This is a genomic window from Streptomyces caelestis, assembly GCF_014205255.1.
GTDB lineage: Bacteria > Actinomycetota > Actinomycetes > Streptomycetales > Streptomycetaceae > Streptomyces > Streptomyces caelestis.
On sequence record NZ_JACHNE010000001.1, the window covers coordinates 502,116 to 520,206 of the forward strand.

The window sequence follows — 18,091 nt, forward strand, 5'->3', positions numbered from 1 at the left end:
CGGGCGGCCCGGCTTCGACTCCCCGGGCCGCGTCACCCCCGTACGCGGCCCGGGGTCTCCTCCACCGACGTCAGGAAGTCCCGGATCAACGCCGCCCAGGCGGCAGGCTCTTCGGCGGCGATGGCGTGCCCGCAGTCCAGGGTCGCCAGCCGGGCGCCGGGGATGCCGTCCGCCAGTTCCCGGGAGTGAAGGGGAGTGATGAGCAGGTCCCGCAGCGGGGAGACCACCAGGGTCGGCACCGCGATCCGGGCCAGGTCCGGCCGGACGTCGATGTGGTCGAACAGGGCGAGCTGGGCGTCGGTGCCGGGCGGCAGTCCGCCGGCGAAGAGGGTGAGCTGTTCCTCGATCTCGTCCGTGGAGCGCTCGTCGAGCCACTCCGGTCCGCCCACCATCAGGGAGAGATAGGCGGCCAGTTCGCGGCTCTCCGGGAGGTGCCTGCCGAGGGCGCGCCAGGTGTCCACGGCGAGCCGGAGACGCGGATTCGGGTGGGCGAAGCCGGCCGAGAGAATGAGCGCGGTAACCCGCTGAGGATGGCGGACCGCGGCCCGTATGGCGACCGAGCAGCCCATTGAGAATCCGGAAATGGCGTAAGTTTCGGCGCCGTGGCGCACGGCGCTTTCCGTAATGTGGTCGGCCAGCTCGTCAAGAGTGAGCGGCCGCCCGGGAAGAGGGGTGTCTCCGGATCCCGGATAATCCGGGCCGATGACCGTCCGGTATTCCGTCAGGTCGTCGATCAGTGGGCCGTAACTGTCCTGCACATCACTGCCCGCACCGTGTGCGAGCAGCAGTGCGGGGCCGGTCCCCTGGAGCAGAGGGGCATTCATGGAAGGGATTGGCGAGGTCATGTCCAGATACTAGCCAGGGACGCCCTGAAATTCTCCGGGGCATCCTGCGGCTTTCCGCTTACTTCGCGCCCGGACTACTCGAACGAGTGGTGTTCGGCTACTCAATCGAGTAGTGGTGGCGCAGATCTTGGGAAACGTATGATCCCGAGCATCGGGCAGCAACAATTCCATGGCCCTAAAGACCGAAGGAAGACCGATGCTCGTATCACGTCAGTTTCCGCTGTCTGCCTATCAGCGTGACATATGGGCTGCCGAATTTGCCGTTTCCTCCCCCGACCCGCAGTTCAACGTCGTCCTGCAGGAACGTCTTACCGGGCAGGTGGACACGGCGGCGCTCACCGCATCCCTGGACCATGTCCTGCGGCACACCGACGCCTTCGCGCTGCGCTTCGACGACCACGACGGAGTGCCCCACCAGTGGTTCGCCGCAGAGGAGTCCGGCCCCTGGGCCATGTACGTGGACCACTCCGGCGCGGCCGACCCCGCCGCGGCCTGCGCGGAGTGGCAGGAACGCTCCTTCAACACGCCGTTCAGGTTGCGCCGTTCGCGTCTGTTCACGGCGGCGGTGCTCCGCGAGAGCGCCACGGTCGTGCATCTGCACCTCAACGCCCACCATTTGCTCGCCGACGCCTACGCGCTGAACGAGATCAGCCGCCGCGTCTGGGCCGAGTACGCCCGCCGTACCGGCGCCGAGTCCGCCGCCGTTGCCGTCGAGACCGACACCGCCGCCAGCTCGGTCACCACGCTCCTGGAGGCCGCGGCTGCCTACGAAGGCTCGCCTGCCCAGGAGCGGGACCGCGCCCACCACCGTGAGGCCCTGGCCGGGGTCGAGCCCGCCCTGTTCACCGCCGCCCCGGCCCCCGCCGACGGCGTCCGCCGCCGCGTTCGGCACAGCTTCACCGTCGAGGCCGACCTGGTGCGCCGGATCCGCCAGGGCGGCAGCTCCCCCTTCGCCTTCCTCACTGCTGCCTTCGCCGCCTACCTCGCCCGGATCCACCGCAGCGACGAGGCCGTGGTTGGCGTGCCCTTCCTCAACCGGCGCGGAGCGGCGGAGCTGGCGGCGGTCGGCCAGGTCGCCAACAGCCTGCCGGTCCGGGTCCCGGTGGCCGCCGACGCCACCCTGCACCAGCTCGCCGCCCAGGTCCGCACCACCACCGACGCCCTGCGCCCGCACGAGCGCCTCGCTCTCGGCGACCTGCTGCGCGAGCTGCCCGCCGACCCGGCCGGAAACCGCCGGCTGTTCGACGTCACCGTTTCCTACCTGCGCTTCCCCCGCCCCGCCGCGCTGCCCGGTCTCGCGCGGGAGATCACTGTCAAGGCGCCCGTGCACGCTCAGGACGCCCTGTCCGTGATGGTCCACGCCTTCGAGGACGATGCCGACATCCGCGTCGACCTCGACGGCTCCCTCGACATCTTCGACGAGGACTTCCCCCTCTCCTCGGTGGCCGGGCACCTCCTCTCCCTCGTCCGGGCCGGAGCCGAGCGCTCCGAGCGGGCCGCCGTCACGCTGCCCCTCCTCGACCAGGCCGAGTACAAGAACCTCACCCAGGCGTGGCAGGGCGAGGACGTCCCGTACGCCGACGGGCGGACCGTCCACGGGCTCATCGCCGAACAGGCCGCCCGTGCCCCCGGCCGGATCGCCGTCGCCGCCACCGCAGGAGCCGGGCCGCTCAGCTACGCCGAGCTCGACGCCCGCGCCAACCAGGTGGCCCGCGCCCTCGCCGCGCGCGGCGTGGGGATCGGCGACCGGGTGGCCGTCCTCATGGACCGCTCACCGCTCCTGATCGTCGCCCTGCTCGGCGTCCTCAAGGCTGGCGGCGCGTACGTCCCCGTGGACCCCGGCTACCCGGCCGAACGGATCCGGCTTCTCCTGGAGGACAGCCGCGCGGCCGTGGTCCTCACCAGCGGTGACACGGCCCCGACCGGTCCCGAGGCGCCCGCGGGCACCGGAGCCGAGGCGCCCGCCGCCACCGTGCCCGTGCTGCCCGTGGAGACCCTGCTTACCGGGCCCGATGATCCCTTCGACTCCCCGGCGGGTCCCCACGACCTCGCGTACGTCATCTACACCTCCGGCTCCACTGGCCGCCCCAAGGGCGTCATGGTCGAGCACCACTCGGTGATCAACCGGCTGGCCTGGATGCAGAAGCGCTACCCGGTTGGCGCCGAGGACGTCGTGCTCCAGAAGACGCCCATCTCCTTCGACGTCTCCGTCTGGGAGCTGTTCTGGTGGGCCATCGAGGGCGCCGGTCTCGCCTTACTGCCCGTGGGCGGCCAGAAAGACCCCCGGCAGATCCTGGACACCATCGCCGAACAACAGGTCACCACCCTGCACTTCGTGCCCTCTATGCTCGGCCCCTTCCTTGACCTCCTGGAGGTCTCCCCCGAGCTGTGCGCGCGGGCCGACTCCCTGCGGACCGTGTTCTGCAGCGGCGAGGCCCTGCCGCCCGCCCGCGTCGAGCAGTTCTACCGCGTCTTCGACGGCCCCGGCGCCCCGCTCCTGGTCAACCTCTACGGGCCCACCGAGGCCACCGTCGACGTGTCGTACCACGACTGTGTCGCCGAACCCAACAAGCCCGTACGCCGGGTTCCGATCGGCCGGCCCGTCGACAACACGCGGCTGTACGTCCTCGACGCGTACGGCGGTCTCCAGCCGTCCGGTGTCCCCGGCGAACTGTGCATCGGCGGCGTCCAGGTGGCCCGCGGCTATCTGGACCGGCCCGAGCTGACCGCCGAGAAGTTCGTGGAGGACCCCTTCACGCCTGGCGGCAGGCTCTACCGCACTGGCGACCTGGCACGCTGGCTGGCCGACGGCACCCTGGAGTACCTCGGCCGGATCGACGGCCAGGTCAAGATCCGCGGCAACCGGGTGGAGCTCGGTGAGGTGCAGAACCGGCTCGCCTCCCTGCCCGGCGTGCGCGACGCCCTGGTGGTCGACCACACCACCCCCGCCCGGGGCACCGTCCTCGCGGCTTACTATGTCGCGGACACCGCCCTTTCCCCCACCGCCCTGCGCACGGAACTCGCCACTCAGATACCGGAGTTCATGGTTCCGGCGCACTTCATACGGATCGAGCGGATCCCGCTCACGCCCAACGGCAAGGCCGACCGCCGCGCCCTGCCCGCCCCCACCGCCGGCGGCGCGTCCGGCCCCGCGGGCGAGCCGCCGAGGAGTCCGGTCGAGGCGGAGCTCGTACGGATCTGGTCGGAGGTCCTGGAGGTCGAGCACATCGGTGTCCACGACGACTACTACGCCCTCGGCGGCGATTCGATCACCGTACTGCGCATCCACGCCCTCGCCGAGAAGGCCGGCATACGGTTCTCCGTGACCGACCTGATGCGGTACTCGACCGTCGCCGGGCTCGCCGCGCACGCCACCACCACCGACGCCACCACCGGGCCCCACTCGCAGGAGGCGCCGCTGGAGCCGTTCGCGCTGGTCTCGCAGGTGGACCGGGCCCGGCTCGAAGGCCGCGCCGACGCCCACCCGCTCACCCGTCTCCAGCTCGGCCTGCTCTACCACAGCCGGGCCGAAGAGAACTCGGCCGTCTACCACGACGTCTTCCAGTACTCCCTGGTCCTGCCCTGGGACGAGGACCGCTTCCGGGACGCCTTCGACGTGCTCGTCGCCCGCCACCCCGTCCTGCGGTCCTCGTTCGACCTCGGCACCTTCTCCGAGCCGCTCCAGATCATCGACCGCGAGGCGCCCGACGCCCTGGACGTCGCCGACCTCCGCGGCCGTCCCGAGGACGAGGCCCGCGCCGAGATCCTGGCTCATGTCGAGGAACGCCGGCACCACCGCTACGTGTTCGAGCGGGCGCCGCTCTACTTCCTGCGGGCGCACGTCCTGGAGGAGAGCGTGGAACTGGTTCTCAGCTTCCACCACGCCATCCTCGACGGCGGCAGCGTGGCCACCCTGCTCACCGAATTGCTCCAGGACTACCTGCACAGCCTCGGCCACCCGGTGGACGCGGTCGACACCGCCGGCCCGTTGCCGTCCGCAGCGCACCACGTGGTGGCCGAGCGCCGCGCCCTGGACTCCGCCGACACCCACCGCTTCTGGCAGGAGTACCTGGCCGAGGCCCCGCTGCTCTCGCTGGAGGCGTTCCGTCCGCACGAGGCGCCGGGCCACGACGGCCAGATCACCAAGGTGGTCGACCTCGACCGGGAGCTCGGCGAGGCCGCCCGGGCGCTCGCCGCCGAGCGGTCCCTGCCGGTGAAGTCGGTTCTCTTCGCCGCGCACGTCCTGACCCTGCGGCTCTTCTCCGGCACCGAGGACGTCACCACCGGCCTGGTCACCCACGGCCGCCCGGAGCTGGCCGGCGCCGAACGCACCACCGGCCTCTTCCTCAACACCATGCCGGTCCGCCTCGACACCTCGGCCGCCCGCGACTGGGCGGAGGTGGCTGCGGAGGCATTCCGCCAGGAGCAGCTCACCCACCCGCACCGGCGCTACCCGCTGAGCGCGATCCAGGAGGACCGGGGCTCCACCGTCCTGGAGACCGCGTTCAACTACATCCACTTCCGGCAGCTCGCCGGGGTCCTCGCCCTGCCCGGTGTCCGGCTCCGGGAGTTTGTCACCTGGGAGGAGACCAACTTCCAGCTGCTGGTCAATGCCATGACCGACCCGGTGGACCGCTCGGTGCGGCTGCGGATGGACTTCCACGGGCAGACCTTCACCGAGGCCCAGGCCACCCTGTACGCGGAGGCGTTCACCGCGATCCTGGAGCGGATCGTCTCCCAACCGGACGAGACCCCCGACCTGTCCTTCCTCGCCCCGGCCCCGGCGGGCACCGACACGCGCACGACCCCGACGGCCACCGCCACGGCGGCCGCCCCGCCGGACGTCGTGCGCGCCCTGGCCGAGCAGACCGCCCGTACCCCCGAGGCCGTCGCCCTCGCCTTCGGTGAGCGGGAGTGGACGTACGCCGAACTGGACCGCGTCTCCGCCCGGGTGGCCCGCACCCTGCTCGGCCTCGGCGCCCGGCCCGGCGCCCGCGTCGGCATCGCCATGGACCGCTCCCCCGAGACCGTCGCCGTCATCACCGGCGTCCTGCGGGCCGGAGCCGCCGCCGTGCCGCTCGACGTGAGCTACCCGGCGGAGCGGCTGACCTCGATGGTCGAGCAGGCCGAACCGCTCCGGGTGATCGCCCACCGACAGCACGCCGCCGTCTTCCAGGGGATCGCCCCCGTCCTGCCGGTCGAGGTGATTCTCGACGCGCCCCGCGCGGGCGCCGACGAGGACGGACCGGAGCTGCCCGCGATCGACCCGGCCGGTACCGCGTACATCCTCTTCACCTCCGGCTCCACCGGCGCCCCTAAGGGCGTCGCCATGCCGCACCGCTCCCTGGCCCAGCTGGTGGCCTGGCAGAACAGCATCCCGAGCGGGGTCGTGGGCGGCCGGACCGCCCAGTTCGCCCCGCTCAGCTTCGATGTCTCCTTTCAGGAGATCTTCTCCACGCTGTGCGGCGGCGGCACGCTGGTGGTGCTGACCGAGGAGCAGCGCCGTGACATGCCGCAGCTGCTGCGGCTCCTCGACCGCGAGCGGGTCGAGCGGATCTGCCTGCCGTACGTGGCCCTCCAGCAGTTCGCCGAGGCCGCCGACGCGCTGGGCCTGGTGCCGCGCGCGCTCAAGGCCCTGCTCTCCTCCGGCGAGCAGCTGCGGGTGACGGACGAGATCCGCCGGCTGTGCGCCGCGCTGCCGGGCGTGGTCCTGGAGAACCAGTACGGCCCCACCGAGTCGCACGTGGTGACGGCGTACGCGATGACGGGCGACCCGGCCGGCTTCCCGGCCCTGCCGCCGATCGGCACCCCGATCACCGGCTCACGGGTGTACGTGCTCGACTCTGCGCTGCGGCCCGTCCCGCCCGGCACCAAGGGCGAGCTGTACCTGGCCGGAACGTGTCTGGCCGACGGCTACCTCGGCCGGCCGGAGCTGACAGAGGAACGCTTCCTCCCCGACCCGTTCGTCCCCGCTGGTGCTACCGGCTCCCCGGCCGCCCGCATGTACCGCACCGGCGACCTGGGCATCGTGCTCCCCGACGGCGCGATCGTCTGCCTGGGCCGGGCCGACTCGCAGGTCAAGGTGCGCGGCTACCGGGTGGAGCCGGCCGAGGTGGAGCTGGCCATCACCCGCTTCGCCGCCGGGCACCCCGGGCTCGCGGAGGCCGCCGTGGTCGCTCGCCGCCGCGAGGGCGGCGACTCCTTCCTCGCCGCGTTTCTGGTGGGCGAGGAGGACCGGGTGGACGAGAAACTGCTGCGCAAGCAGCTGCGCACGGTCCTGCCCGAGTACCTGATGCCCTCCCACTTCGAGTGGATCGACGCGCTGCCGCTGACCCCAAGCGGTAAGCGGGACGACGGAGCGCTGCGCCGTCGACCGCTGACCACGGCCGGCCCGGTGGAGGGCGGCGGCGCCGAGCCGCGCGACGCGTACGAGTGCACCCTCACCGAGATCCTCGCCGAGCTGCTCCAGCTGCCGTCCGTCGGCATCCACGACAACCTCTTTGCCCTGGGCGGCACCTCGCTCACGGCGATGCGGCTCGTCGTCCTGATCGAGCAGCGGTTCGGCATCAACGTGCCGCTGTCGGAGTTCGTGTCGGCGCCGACCGCGGCCGAGCTCGCGGTCCGGCTGCGCGACGGCGGGGCCCGTACCGCCTTCGATCCGCTGGTCCCCATCCGGACCGGCGGCGACCGGCGGCCGGTCTTCTTCGTCCACCCGATGGGCGGCAACGTCCTCTGCTACGTGCGCTTCGCCTCGTACCTCCACGAGGACCAGCCGTTCTACGCCCTCCAGGCGGCCGGCGCCGATCCGGGCACCGAGCCCCTGCGCAGCGTCGAGGAGATCGCCGCGAGCTACATCGAGGCGATCCGGCGGGTCCAGCCGTCCGGGCCATACGTGATCGGCGGCTGGTCGTTCGGCGGCTTCGTGGCCTTCGAGATGGCCCGCCAACTGCGGGCCGCAGGCGAGGACATCGCCCGGCTGGTGCTTCTGGACACCACCGCCCTCAACCCGGGCCGCCGGCTCAACACCGGCGACGAGGCCCTGCTCGGCTGGTTCTTCTGGGAGCTGCTGTGGCTGCGGCGCGGCGGCGACTCGCCGCTGGAGCTGATCCCGGCCGAACTGACCACGCTGGACGAGAAGTTCGACTTCATCGCCCGACTCGCCATCGACGAGGGCGTGCTCCCGGCGGGCAGCACCGGCGCCGTGGTGCGGCGGCTGTTCCACGTGTACGAGGCCAACTGGAAGGCGGCGTTCGCCTACCGGCCGGACCCGGTCGACCAGGACATGATCCTCATCCACGCCTCGGAGCCGCTGCCCGAGGTCCTGAACTCCATGCACACCGCCATCGAGTCGATGCACCGCGACCCGTCCAACGGCTGGCGCGAGCGCACCACCGGCGACCTGGCCGTCGTGGACGTGCCCGGCGACCACCTGACCCTCATGGAGGAGCCCCACGTGGCCACCACCGTCCGGGTCGTCAGCGATCTCATCGAGCAGTGAGGACGACGAGGATGAGCACGGAGAAGAACGGCCGCCGGCCCAAGGCCCTGGTCATAGGGGCGGGCATCGGCGGGCTCACGGCCGCCATCGCCCTGCGCGAGGCCGGCCTGGACGTGGAGATCCACGAGCGGGCGGGCGTACTGCGCGCGGCCGGTTCGGGCCTGTCGGTCATGAGCAACGCGGTCGGCGCCCTGGAGTCCCTCGGTGTCGGCATCGACCTGGAGTCCCGGGGCACCGCCCTGGAGTCGTACCACGTCAGGACTGCCCGGGGGCGGCTGATCCGGGAGTTCCCCTTCCCCGAGATCATCGGACGGCTCGGCGTGCCGAGCGTCCTGATCACCCGGTCGGACCTTCAGCAGGCCCTCCTGGAGGCCGCCGAGGGCATCCCCCTCACCCTCGGCTCCGCTGCCTCCGGCTTCGAGACCGAGCCCACGGGCGGAGTCCGGGTGACCTTCGAGGATGGCCGGGTGGAGCGCGGGGACCTGCTTATCGGCGCGGACGGCTTCCACTCGGTGGTCCGCCGGCAGCTGGCCGGCCCGGAGCCCTCGCAGGACAGCGGCTACGTCTGCTGGCTGGCGGTCGTACCGTACTCGCACCCCCGGTTCGCGCCCGGCTCGGTCATCCACTACTGGGGCAGCGGCCGCCGGTTCGGCCTGGTCGACATGGGCGGTGGGCGGCTCTACTGGTGGGGCACGAAGAACATGCCCGCCGAGCGCTCGCACGACTGGAAGGGCACCAAGGAGGAGATCCTCCGCACCTACGCCGGCTGGGCCGACGAGGTCGTGCACGCCATCGAGGTCACCCCGGAGGAGTCCGTGATCGCGGTGCCCTCCCGGGACCGGCCCTTCCTGGAGCGCTGGGGCAGCGGCCCAGTTACCCTGCTCGGCGACGCCGCCCACCCGATGCTCACCAGCCTCGGCCAGGGCTCGGGCATGGCGATCGAGGACGCCGTCGTCCTCGGCCGGGCCCTGCGCGGAGCCGAGGACCTGCCGCGCGCGCTGCGCCGGTACGAGGACGAGCGTCGCGAGCGGACCCGCGCCCTAGTCGCCGCCTCGCGCGGCATCAGCGACTTCGAGCAGTCCGAGGGCCTGCGCCGGCCGATCCGGGACGCGTATTTCCGCTTCATGCCACGCGCCAGGCTGGTGCGCACCCTGGAGGACTCGCTGACCTTCACCCCGCCGTCGTTCCGGACGGCCCCGGCCACGGGAGTCGCCGCGTGAGCGCCGCCGACGTGATCAGCGGGCGCGGGGGACTCGCCGCGCGCGGGAAGTCGGTCCTGGTCACCGGCGCCTCCTCCGGCCTCGGCCGGGTCTGCGCCGAGCGCCTCGCCGCGTCCGGCTTCCGCGTCTTCGCCGCCGTACGCAAGGAGGCGGACGGCGCAGCGCTCGCCTCGGCCGTCGAGGCGGGCCGTATCGTCCCGGTCCGCCTCGACGTCACCGAGGACAAGACGATCGCCGCCGCGGCCGAGGAGATCGCGGAGACGGTGGGCGACGCGGGGCTGTGGGGGCTGGTGAACAACGCCGGCATCTGCGTCTCGGCCCCGCTGGAGTGCGTCTCGCCCGCCCAGCTCCGGCGCCAGCTCGACACCAACGTGGTCGGCCAGCTCGCCGTCACCCAGGCCCTACTGCCGCTGCTCCGGCGCAGCCGGGGCCGGGTGGTGAACGTGACCTCCGGGCTCGGCAGCGTGGCCATCCCTTTCCTCGGCGCCTACGCTTCGGCGCAGTTCGCCAAGGAGGCGCTGACCGACGTCCTGCGACGGGAGCTGCGCCCGCTGGGGGTGGACGTGAGCGTGGTGCAGCCGGGGGCGATCATGACGCCGATCTGGGGGAAGGTATCCGAGGTGGCCCGGGACGCCATGGACGGCGTGCCGGAGCACATCGCGGAGCTGTACCGGATCCCGTTCGGCCGCTTTCTCGCGGCGAACGAACAGCAGGCGCGCGAGAGCCGGACCACCCCGGAGGACTTCGCCCGCACTGTCGGGCAGGTCCTCACCGCCCGCCGTCCCCGGACCCGCTACCGGGTCGGCCAGGACGCCCGCCGGGTGAGCGTGCTGGCCCGGGTCCTGCCGGACAGCGCCCTGGACCGGTACTTGCGCCCGATCACCGAGTGAGAGGGAGGCGCCGGTGTGCCGAACGCGCCGGTGGGACACGTGGACCGATGGGCCGAACGCGCCGGTGGCCCCATGTCCCGGCGCGCGAATGGGCCGGTGAACCGGTCGGCCGCTTGACCGGGAAACCGGTGGACCGCGGCCCACCGGCCGTGTGAAACCGGCCACTGCGAGCCCGCTCCCCCGCCCGAACGGACGGCGGATTCACGCCACCAAGGTGATCCGAGACCGGCGGCGGACGGAGAGTCACCCCCTGCTCTCCGCCCGCCGCCCCAGGATGTCCAACCCCGGACGACCTTGATTTCGAAGGGCTTCACCTTGTTTCGCCGCTACTCCGTGCGCGCCGCCGTCCCCAGTCGACGGCGCCCGGGGTGACGGATATCGCACTGCGTCGTCACTGTCCGAGTTTCCTGTGGCTCCGACGATCCTCGCACGACAAGGATGAGAATCATGGCTCGAACCCTGCAGTCCGCATCCGCCGTCCCCACCGACTGCGGCGTGCTGACGCGTCTCGTCACCCGTCACCGCCCCCTTCTGGAGCGGGCACAGGCTGTCCTCCGCACGCGGGAACACTGGTCGCCGTACCCGGAGGACCCGAGAGCCTACGGCCATGAGGCCGAAGCCGCCGGCGAGGCCGCCTTCCGAGCGCTCCTGGGCCGCCCCTTCGAACTGGGGCAGCCGGGCCAAGACGGCACAGTCGGACCGGCACCGGCCGACGGCGGCGAGCGTTCCCCGTACGGCTTCGAACTTGGCATCTCCTACCCGCACACGGACCCCGACATGCTGCTGCCCGCGATGGCGGCCGCGCTGCCCGCCTGGCGGGACGCCGGCCCCGAGGTCCGGGCGGCGGTCTGTGCGGAGATCCTCCACCGGATCAACGCCCGCAGCGTGGAGTTCGCGCTGGCCGCCGAGCACACCAGCGGCCACAACCCCGTGATGGCCTTCCACGCGGGGGCCGTGCACGCCCAGGACCGGGGCCTGGAGGCCATCGCCATGGCCCTGGCCGAGCAGACCCGGCTGCCCGCCCGAGCCCGCTGGCGCAAGCCGCAGGGCGACCACGTCGTCGACATCGGCAAGACGTTCACGCCCGTACCGCTCGGGATCTCCCTGGTGGTCGCCAACAGCGTCTTCCCCACGTGGAACAGCTACCCCGGCCTGTTCGCCTCGCTGGCCACCGGCAACCCGGTCCTCGTCAAACCCCATCCGGCCGCCGTCCTGCCGCTCGCGCTCACCGTCCGGATCGCCCGCGAGACGCTCGCCGATGCCGGTTTCTCCTCCGACCTGGTGTGCCTCGCCGTCGAACGGCCCGGCGAGGAGGCGGCCCGCACCCTGGCCGTTCGCCCCGAGATCCGCCTCGTCGACTACTCCGGCACCACCGCGTTCGGCACGTGGCTGGTCGAACACGCCCGCCAGGCCCGCGTCTTCACCGCCGGGTCCGCCGTCAACACCCTGGTCGTACACTCCACCGGCGACTACCGGGACATGCTCGCCAACCTCGCCTTCTCCGTCTCCCTCTACAGCGGCCAGCTCTGCACCAGCCCGCAGAACCTCCTGATCCCCCGCGCCGGCATCCCCACCGACGAGGGCCACAAGAGCTTCGAGCAGGTCGTCGCCGACCTCGGCGAGGCCCTCGGTACCCTCCTCTCCGACGACAACGGGGCCGCCGCCGTGCTCGGCGCGCTCCTCAGCCCCGCCGTCCGCGAGCGAGTGGACCTCGCCCAAGCCGGAAAGCTCGGCCAAGTCGCCGTACCCTCCCGCGCCGTCCACCACCCCGACCACCCCGAGGCCGACATCCGCACGCCGGTGGTCGTCGCACTCGACGCCGCCCGCGAGGCCGACCGGGCCACCCTGCTCACCGAATGGCTCGGCCCCATCTGCTTCGCCGTCGCCGTGGACTCGGTGGACGAGGCGCTCGCGCTGCTCGCCCGCACCACCCGGGAGTGCGGGGCCCTCTCCGCCGGCCTGTACTCCACCGACCACGACGTGGAGCGGGCCATGGCGGCGGTCTGCGCCGACGTGGGCGTGATGCTCTCGGTCAACCTGATGGGCGACTGGTACATCTCCCAGTCAGCCGTCTACTCCGACCTGCACGCCACCGGCCTCAACCCCGCCGGCAACGCGGTCTACTGCGACACCGCCTTCGTGGCCGGACGGTTCCGGACAGTGGGAGTACGCCGGTACGGCGGTGCGGTGTGAGTACGGCACTCGCCCAGGGCACTCCGCTGCGCGGACGGGACCCCGAACTGGAACGAATACGGGAGGTCTTGGAGCACGGCCGGGGCACCGGCAGCGCCCTGCTTGCCATCGAAGGCATGCCCGGCATCGGCAAGACCCGGCTCCTCCAGGAGGCTGCCCTCCTCGCCGAGCGGCTCGGCTACGACATCAACCCCAGCCGCCACAAGGGGGGTTACGCGCGCTGCCCGCGCCCCTCGGGCCCGCGCCTGGTGATCCTGGACGGCGCCGGGCCGCTCCCGCAGCAACCCCGGCACCCCGCCGCCGGGCCGAAGGGCACCCCCTGGGGCCGCCGGCCGGGCCTTCACAGCGGCCCCACCCGTACCGCGACGCCGGCCGGCCGGCACGGCGCCCGCGCCCGCACGGTGTGGCTGCTCGCCCACCGGCCCGGGGAGGGCATGGCCGCACCCGCCGCCGCCCTCCTCGGGGACGAGCCGCGCGGGCGCAGCGAACGGCTCGCCCTGGGCCCCCTGGGCGCCTCGGACGCGCTGCGGCTCGTCCAGGACGTGCTTGGTGCCGACCCCTCGCCCGCCCTGGTGCGGCTTGTGGACCAGGCTTGCGGGCATCCGCGCCTGCTCATCGACCTGCTGACCGGGCTGCGGGAGGAGGGCGGCGTACGGATCGCAGCTGGTGAGGCGGAACTGCTGAGCCAGCGGCTGCCGGAGCGGGTGGCACTGCGGGTGCGGTCCACCCTGGAGCGGTACTCCGGCTCCTGCCGTCAGCTCCTGTGCGTGGCGGCCATCCTCGGCGACGAGGTCGTCTACGAGGAGCTCGCGCTGATGATGCGGACCTCGGTCTCCGCCCTGCTGCCGGTCCTGGAGGAGGTCCGGGCCACCGGGGTCATCCGCGACCGGGGCGGCCAGGCCGTCTTCCACACCCCGCTGCTGCGCCGGCTCCTCGCCGACTCCGTACCGGATACGGTGCGCGCGGCCCTGGAGCAGGAGGCGCAGTCCCTGCGCAGGGCGCAGGCCGCGAAGCGCCGGGCGGAGGCGGTCCCGGCCCAGCCGGGCCCGCACGCGCCGGAGCGCACCGGGCTCACCAAGACCCAGCAGGCCCTGGTGGGGCTGGTTGCCGACGGACTGACCAACCAGCAGATCGGACGGCGGCTGGCGCTGTCCCCGCACACCGTCAACTACCACCTCAGGAAGCTGTTCAAGCGGTACGGGGTGAGCTCGCGGATCGACCTGCTCCAGGCCGTCACGGGCACCCGCTGACCACCGACGCCTCCTGACTCTGCCTTCTGTTTCGTCACCCCCCATATTCTCCTGGGAGACCCCTTCCTGTGAACGACATCGTCCTGTCCTCGACCTGGCCCCGGCACGGCGTCCCCGCCCCCGAACGGCGCACTCCCTGGCTGCGCGACGCGCTCGCCGCCGAACCCGACGACGGCCGCACCCTGCCGCTCGCGGGCGAGCTCGACTGCGACGTCTGCGTCGTGGGCGGCGGGTTCACCGGCCTGTGGACCGCCCTGGAGATCCTGCGCCGCGCGCCCGGCACCGACATCGTGCTCATCGAGGCCGACATCTGCGGCGGCGGGGCCAGCGGCGCCAACGCGGGCTATCTGATGCCGATGTGGGCCCGGTTCAGCAGCCTGCTCGCCCTCGGCGGCCCCGAGGAGGCCCGCCGGATCGGCGAGGCGTCCGCCCAGGCCGTGGACGACATCCTGGCCTTCGCGGACGAGCACGGCATCGACATCGAGTACCGCCGGGGTCCGTGGATGTGGGCCGCCTCCTCACCGGCGCAGCGCGGCTCCTGGCAGTCGACCCTGGAGGACCTGCACCGGGCCGGGATCGAGCCGCTGCGGCAGATCAGCGCGGCCGAGGCCCGCACGGCCATCGGCACCCGGAGCCATTACGGCGCGGTGCTCGATCCGGGCTGTGCCACGCTCCAGCCGGCCAAGCTGGCCCGGGGACTGCGCCGGGTGGCCCTGGACGCCGGGGTCCGCGTCCACGAGCGAACACCGCTGACCGCCCTGCGCACCGAGCCGGGCGGCCGCACCCGCGCGTACACCACCTACGGCAGCGTCCGCGCCGATCAGGTGGTCCTCGCCATCAACGCCTGGGCCGGGCAGCTGGAGGACCTGGGGCGCCGCATGGTGACCGTCGCCAGCGACACCGTCCTCACCCGGCCTGTGCCCGAGGCGCTCGCCGAGCTCGGCTGGACCGACGCGACCTCGGTCTGCGACTCCCGGCGCCGGCTGAACTACTACAGGACCACGCCCGACGGCCGCCTGCTGTTCGGCAAGGGCGGCGCCGGCGTGGCGTACGGGCACCACGGCCCGTCGACGCTGTGGGGGGAGCCGCTGCGGCCGGGCGAGCTGCGGCAGCAGCTGACCCGCATCCTGCCGGGCCTCGCCTCGGCCCCCGTCGACGCGGCCTGGACGGCCCCGGTCGAGTACTCGGTGACCTCGCTGCCCTTCGCGGGCCGGCTGAAGTCCGTCCCCGGCGCCAGCTACGCCACCGGCTACTCCGGCGACGGCGTCGGCCCCTCGCGCCTGATGGCGAAGGTTCTCGCCTCCATGGTCCTGGGCATCAACGACGAGTGGTCCCGGTCGGCCTTCGCCCGCCACCTCTCGGCGTGGATCCCGCGCGAGCCCCTCCGCTATCCGGGCTCACTCCTCGCCCTGCCGGCGCTGCGGGCGGTGGAGCGCCGCGAGGACTCTGGCCGGACGGTACCGCCGCTGCTGAAGCGGCTGGTGTCGGTGGACCCGTCGATGTTCCGCCTCTGAGCGAACAGGCCGTCCAGGCGTTCGCTAGACGAGTCATTCCGATGTGATCAGTGGTCGTAGGCGGTCAGGGACCGTATGACCGGTTGCCGGAGTTGTGGTGGTGCCAGATCGCCGCGGCCGGCGCGAGGACGCGCTACGCGACGCGGAGAGCGACACCGTGCGGTCGGGGCCTTGGCCCTCCCGGTCGTAGGCGACCTCGATGCCGGCTACCCGCACCGCGTGCATGACACCAGGCCACGCGCGGGTGCCGGAGGCGTCCTGTCGGCGGACTCCCCCGGCACCCGGCGTGCTCGTGCGGTGGCTATCCCTGGTCCGCCACGAAGGCGGCCATGCGGGTCAGGGCGGCGTTCCAGTTGATCGTGTGCTCGTTGGTCGACCAGGACTGGATGTCGTCGATGTAGCAGAACTGGCCGACGCAGCCCTGGAGTTTGCTCTGTGCGTAGGGGTCCTGGATGCTCGAGTTCGGTCCGCCCGCGAGGGTGCCCTTCGGCGGGTTCGGCTGGTTCGGGTCGAGCTGGCGGGCGTACCAGCGGCTGTGCTGGTTCTGGGCGCTGACCTCGCCGTAGCCGGTGACGTAGGAGATGTTCAGGGCGTTGCGGCCCAGGATGTAGTCCATGCTCTGGAGCGCGCCGTCCCGGTACTTCGAGGCGCCGGTGAGGTCGTACGCGGTGGCGAGGACGACGGCGTTGTTGAGGATCTGGTGGCTGGAGCCCCAGTCGTACTTGTTGCCGTCCGGCGCGTACGGCATGCCGTAGGGATGAGCCTTCAGGGTGGCCAGGTAGCGGTCGGCGCCCTTGACGACGGACTGGCGGACCTTGTCGCGTCCCGGCAGCCTGTTCGGCACCGTGGCGAGATCGAGACGGCCCGCCGCGCCCGTGCGGGCCCAGTCGAAGCCGACCGGGCTGAAGATGTCGGCCGTGTGGACCGGGGACTTCAGGATGTGGTCCTGGAACCGCTTCTCGCCCGTGCTGAGGTACAGCTCGGCCGCAGCCCAGTAGAAGTCGTCGGTGACGTCGCTGTCGGCGTAGGCGCCGCCGCCGATGCCGTCGCTCTCGGAGGCGTAGCGGTCGGGGTGCGCGAGCGCCGCCGACCAGGCCTTGCGGGCGGCCGCCAGCGCCCGGTCGGCGAACGCCTTGTCGTAGGGCCGGTAGAGGCGGGCCGCCTGCGCCGCCGTGGCCGCGAGGTTGAGGGTGGCCGCGGTGGACGGCGGGTGCAGTTCGCGCTTCTGCGGGTCCTCACTGGGCAGCAGCGGCAGGCCGGTCCACTGCTCGTCGTGCATCTTGTGGTGGGCCATGCCGGCCAGCGGCTTGCCGTCGGGCACCTGCATCTTCAGCAGGAACTCCAGCTCCCAGCGGGCCTCGTCGAGGATGTCGGGGACCTTGTTGCCGCTCTCGGGGATGGCGAGCGTGCCGTCGCCGAGCTTGCCGGCGTCGCCGGTGCGGGCGTGCAGCGCGCGCTCGTGGGTGCTCAGCACCTCCCAGATGGAGATGCCGCCGTTGACGACGTACTTGCCGTGGTCGCCGGCGTCGTACCAGCCGCCGCTGACGTCCAGGGTGTAGTCGCAGACGCCGGGCTGGCACGGCACGGCCGTGTCGCCCTTGTTGGGGGCCACGCCCACGTGCCCGGCGGGGCGGCCGTAGCCGGGCCGCAGGTCCTCGCGTATCGCGATGCCGCTGCGCTGGGTGTAGTAGTACTTCGCCGAGTCCACCCGGAGCCGCTCGTAGGCGCTCGCGCCGATGTCGAAGGGGCGGCTGGTCTCGCCGTCGGCGACCAGCGTGAGGCCCGTGCCCTTCGTGCGGTACGCGCCGAAGTCGATCGAGTGGACGTTCTGCCCGGAGGAGGCGTCGACGCCGCGCGGCACGGTCGTACCCCGGGCGACCACCCTCCCGCCGGAGGTCCTCAGCTCCCAGGGCAGTTTCGCCGTGGCGTCGGTGACCAGGGTGGCGTTCTTCGGCCCGGCGGGCAGATAGGCGACCTGGTTGACGCGGACCCGGGGCCCGGTGTCGGGCTCGTACGGCTCCGGCGCCACTCCGCCGAGCAGCGAGACGTCGTCCAGGCAGAAGCGCCAGGGATCCGCGCTGCCGCCGAGCTGGAAGCCGACCTGGGCCTGGGCGGTGTCCACGGGCGCGGTGAAGGTGTAGGAGTAGGTGTCGCCGGAGACGCTGAGCTGCGGCGACACCTCGTGGTAGGTGTCGTACGGCGACACCGACAGGCCGACGATGGCCCGCACGACGTGTCCCGCCGGCGTGCCGGTCGCGCTGAAGGAGAAGCGGTACGACTCCCCCTTCACCAGGGTGATGTCGTTCTGCCCGACGGCGGCGTCCCAGCGGTTGGTGGTGCCGCCGGGGACGTCGGCGCAGAGCCGGCCGTCGGACAGGCCCGCGGTGACGTTGCTGGTCGCCCACCAAGGGTCGGTGGTGGTGTCGAAGGTGCCGTTCCTGACCTGCTCGGTCTCTTCGGCCCCGGCCGGTGCGGAGGGCAGCGCCGTGAGCGCGGTCGCCAGGAGGGCCGTCAGGGACAACAGGGCGGTTCTGCGTCGTTTCACGTCTGGGCTCCTCTGGGGAGGTGCGGGTGGCGCTCGGCGTGGGAGCGCTCCCAGATGCGGATGCCCGCCATGGTTGTGGCTGATGTGACGCCCCGTCAACGGTCCGGACGGGACTGGCTTGTCGCCACCCGCCCGG

General features: G+C 72.5%; 8 protein-coding genes. 6 read left to right on the forward strand and 2 right to left on the reverse strand.

Annotation, left to right across the window (positions count from 1 at the left end; all coding sequences use genetic code 11):
* Positions 1–32: 32 nt before the first annotated feature.
* Positions 33–824, reverse strand: a complete 792-nt coding sequence (locus HDA41_RS02240; RefSeq protein WP_230299692.1) for an alpha/beta fold hydrolase — start codon at positions 822–824, stop codon at positions 33–35.
* A gap of 217 nt (positions 825–1,041) precedes the next feature.
* On the opposite strand from HDA41_RS02240, the gene HDA41_RS02245 reads away from it, so the two are divergent.
* The 6 genes from HDA41_RS02245 to HDA41_RS02270 all read left to right on the forward strand — a co-directional run bounded on the left by HDA41_RS02245 (position 1,042) and on the right by HDA41_RS02270 (position 15,410).
* Entirely contained in the window at positions 1,042–8,343 is a 7,302-nt protein-coding gene (locus HDA41_RS02245; RefSeq protein ID WP_184980123.1) for a non-ribosomal peptide synthetase, read from the forward strand.
* An 11-nt stretch (positions 8,344–8,354) separates the two neighbouring features.
* Complete coding sequence (locus tag HDA41_RS02250; RefSeq protein WP_184980125.1) at positions 8,355–9,563, forward strand: FAD-dependent monooxygenase; 1,209 nt, start codon at positions 8,355–8,357, stop codon at positions 9,561–9,563.
* Positions 9,560–10,453, forward strand: coding sequence for an SDR family NAD(P)-dependent oxidoreductase (locus HDA41_RS02255; protein ID WP_230299691.1), 894 nt, complete (start codon positions 9,560–9,562; stop codon positions 10,451–10,453). Before HDA41_RS02250 ends, HDA41_RS02255 begins: the two co-directional genes overlap by 4 nt.
* A gap of 447 nt (positions 10,454–10,900) precedes the next feature.
* Positions 10,901–12,646: a phenylacetic acid degradation protein PaaN gene (paaN, locus tag HDA41_RS02260; RefSeq protein ID WP_184980128.1), complete on the forward strand. Its 1,746-nt coding sequence runs from the start codon at positions 10,901–10,903 to the stop codon at positions 12,644–12,646.
* Positions 12,643–13,896 carry a helix-turn-helix transcriptional regulator gene (locus tag HDA41_RS42195; RefSeq protein ID WP_184980130.1) on the forward strand — a complete coding sequence of 418 codons (1,254 nt, stop codon included), beginning with the start codon at positions 12,643–12,645 and terminating at the stop codon, positions 13,894–13,896. Before paaN ends, HDA41_RS42195 begins: the two co-directional genes overlap by 4 nt.
* Positions 13,897–13,964: 68 nt before the next feature.
* Positions 13,965–15,410 carry an NAD(P)/FAD-dependent oxidoreductase gene (locus HDA41_RS02270; protein ID WP_184980132.1) on the forward strand — a complete coding sequence of 482 codons (1,446 nt, stop codon included), beginning with the start codon at positions 13,965–13,967 and terminating at the stop codon, positions 15,408–15,410.
* Positions 15,411–15,711: 301 nt separating this feature from the next.
* On the opposite strand, the gene HDA41_RS02275 is transcribed toward HDA41_RS02270, so the two are convergent.
* A complete protein-coding gene (locus HDA41_RS02275) occupies positions 15,712–17,955 on the reverse strand; it encodes a glycoside hydrolase family 9 protein (protein ID WP_184980134.1) in 2,244 nt (747 codons plus the stop codon).
* Positions 17,956–18,091: the final 136 nt, after the last annotated feature.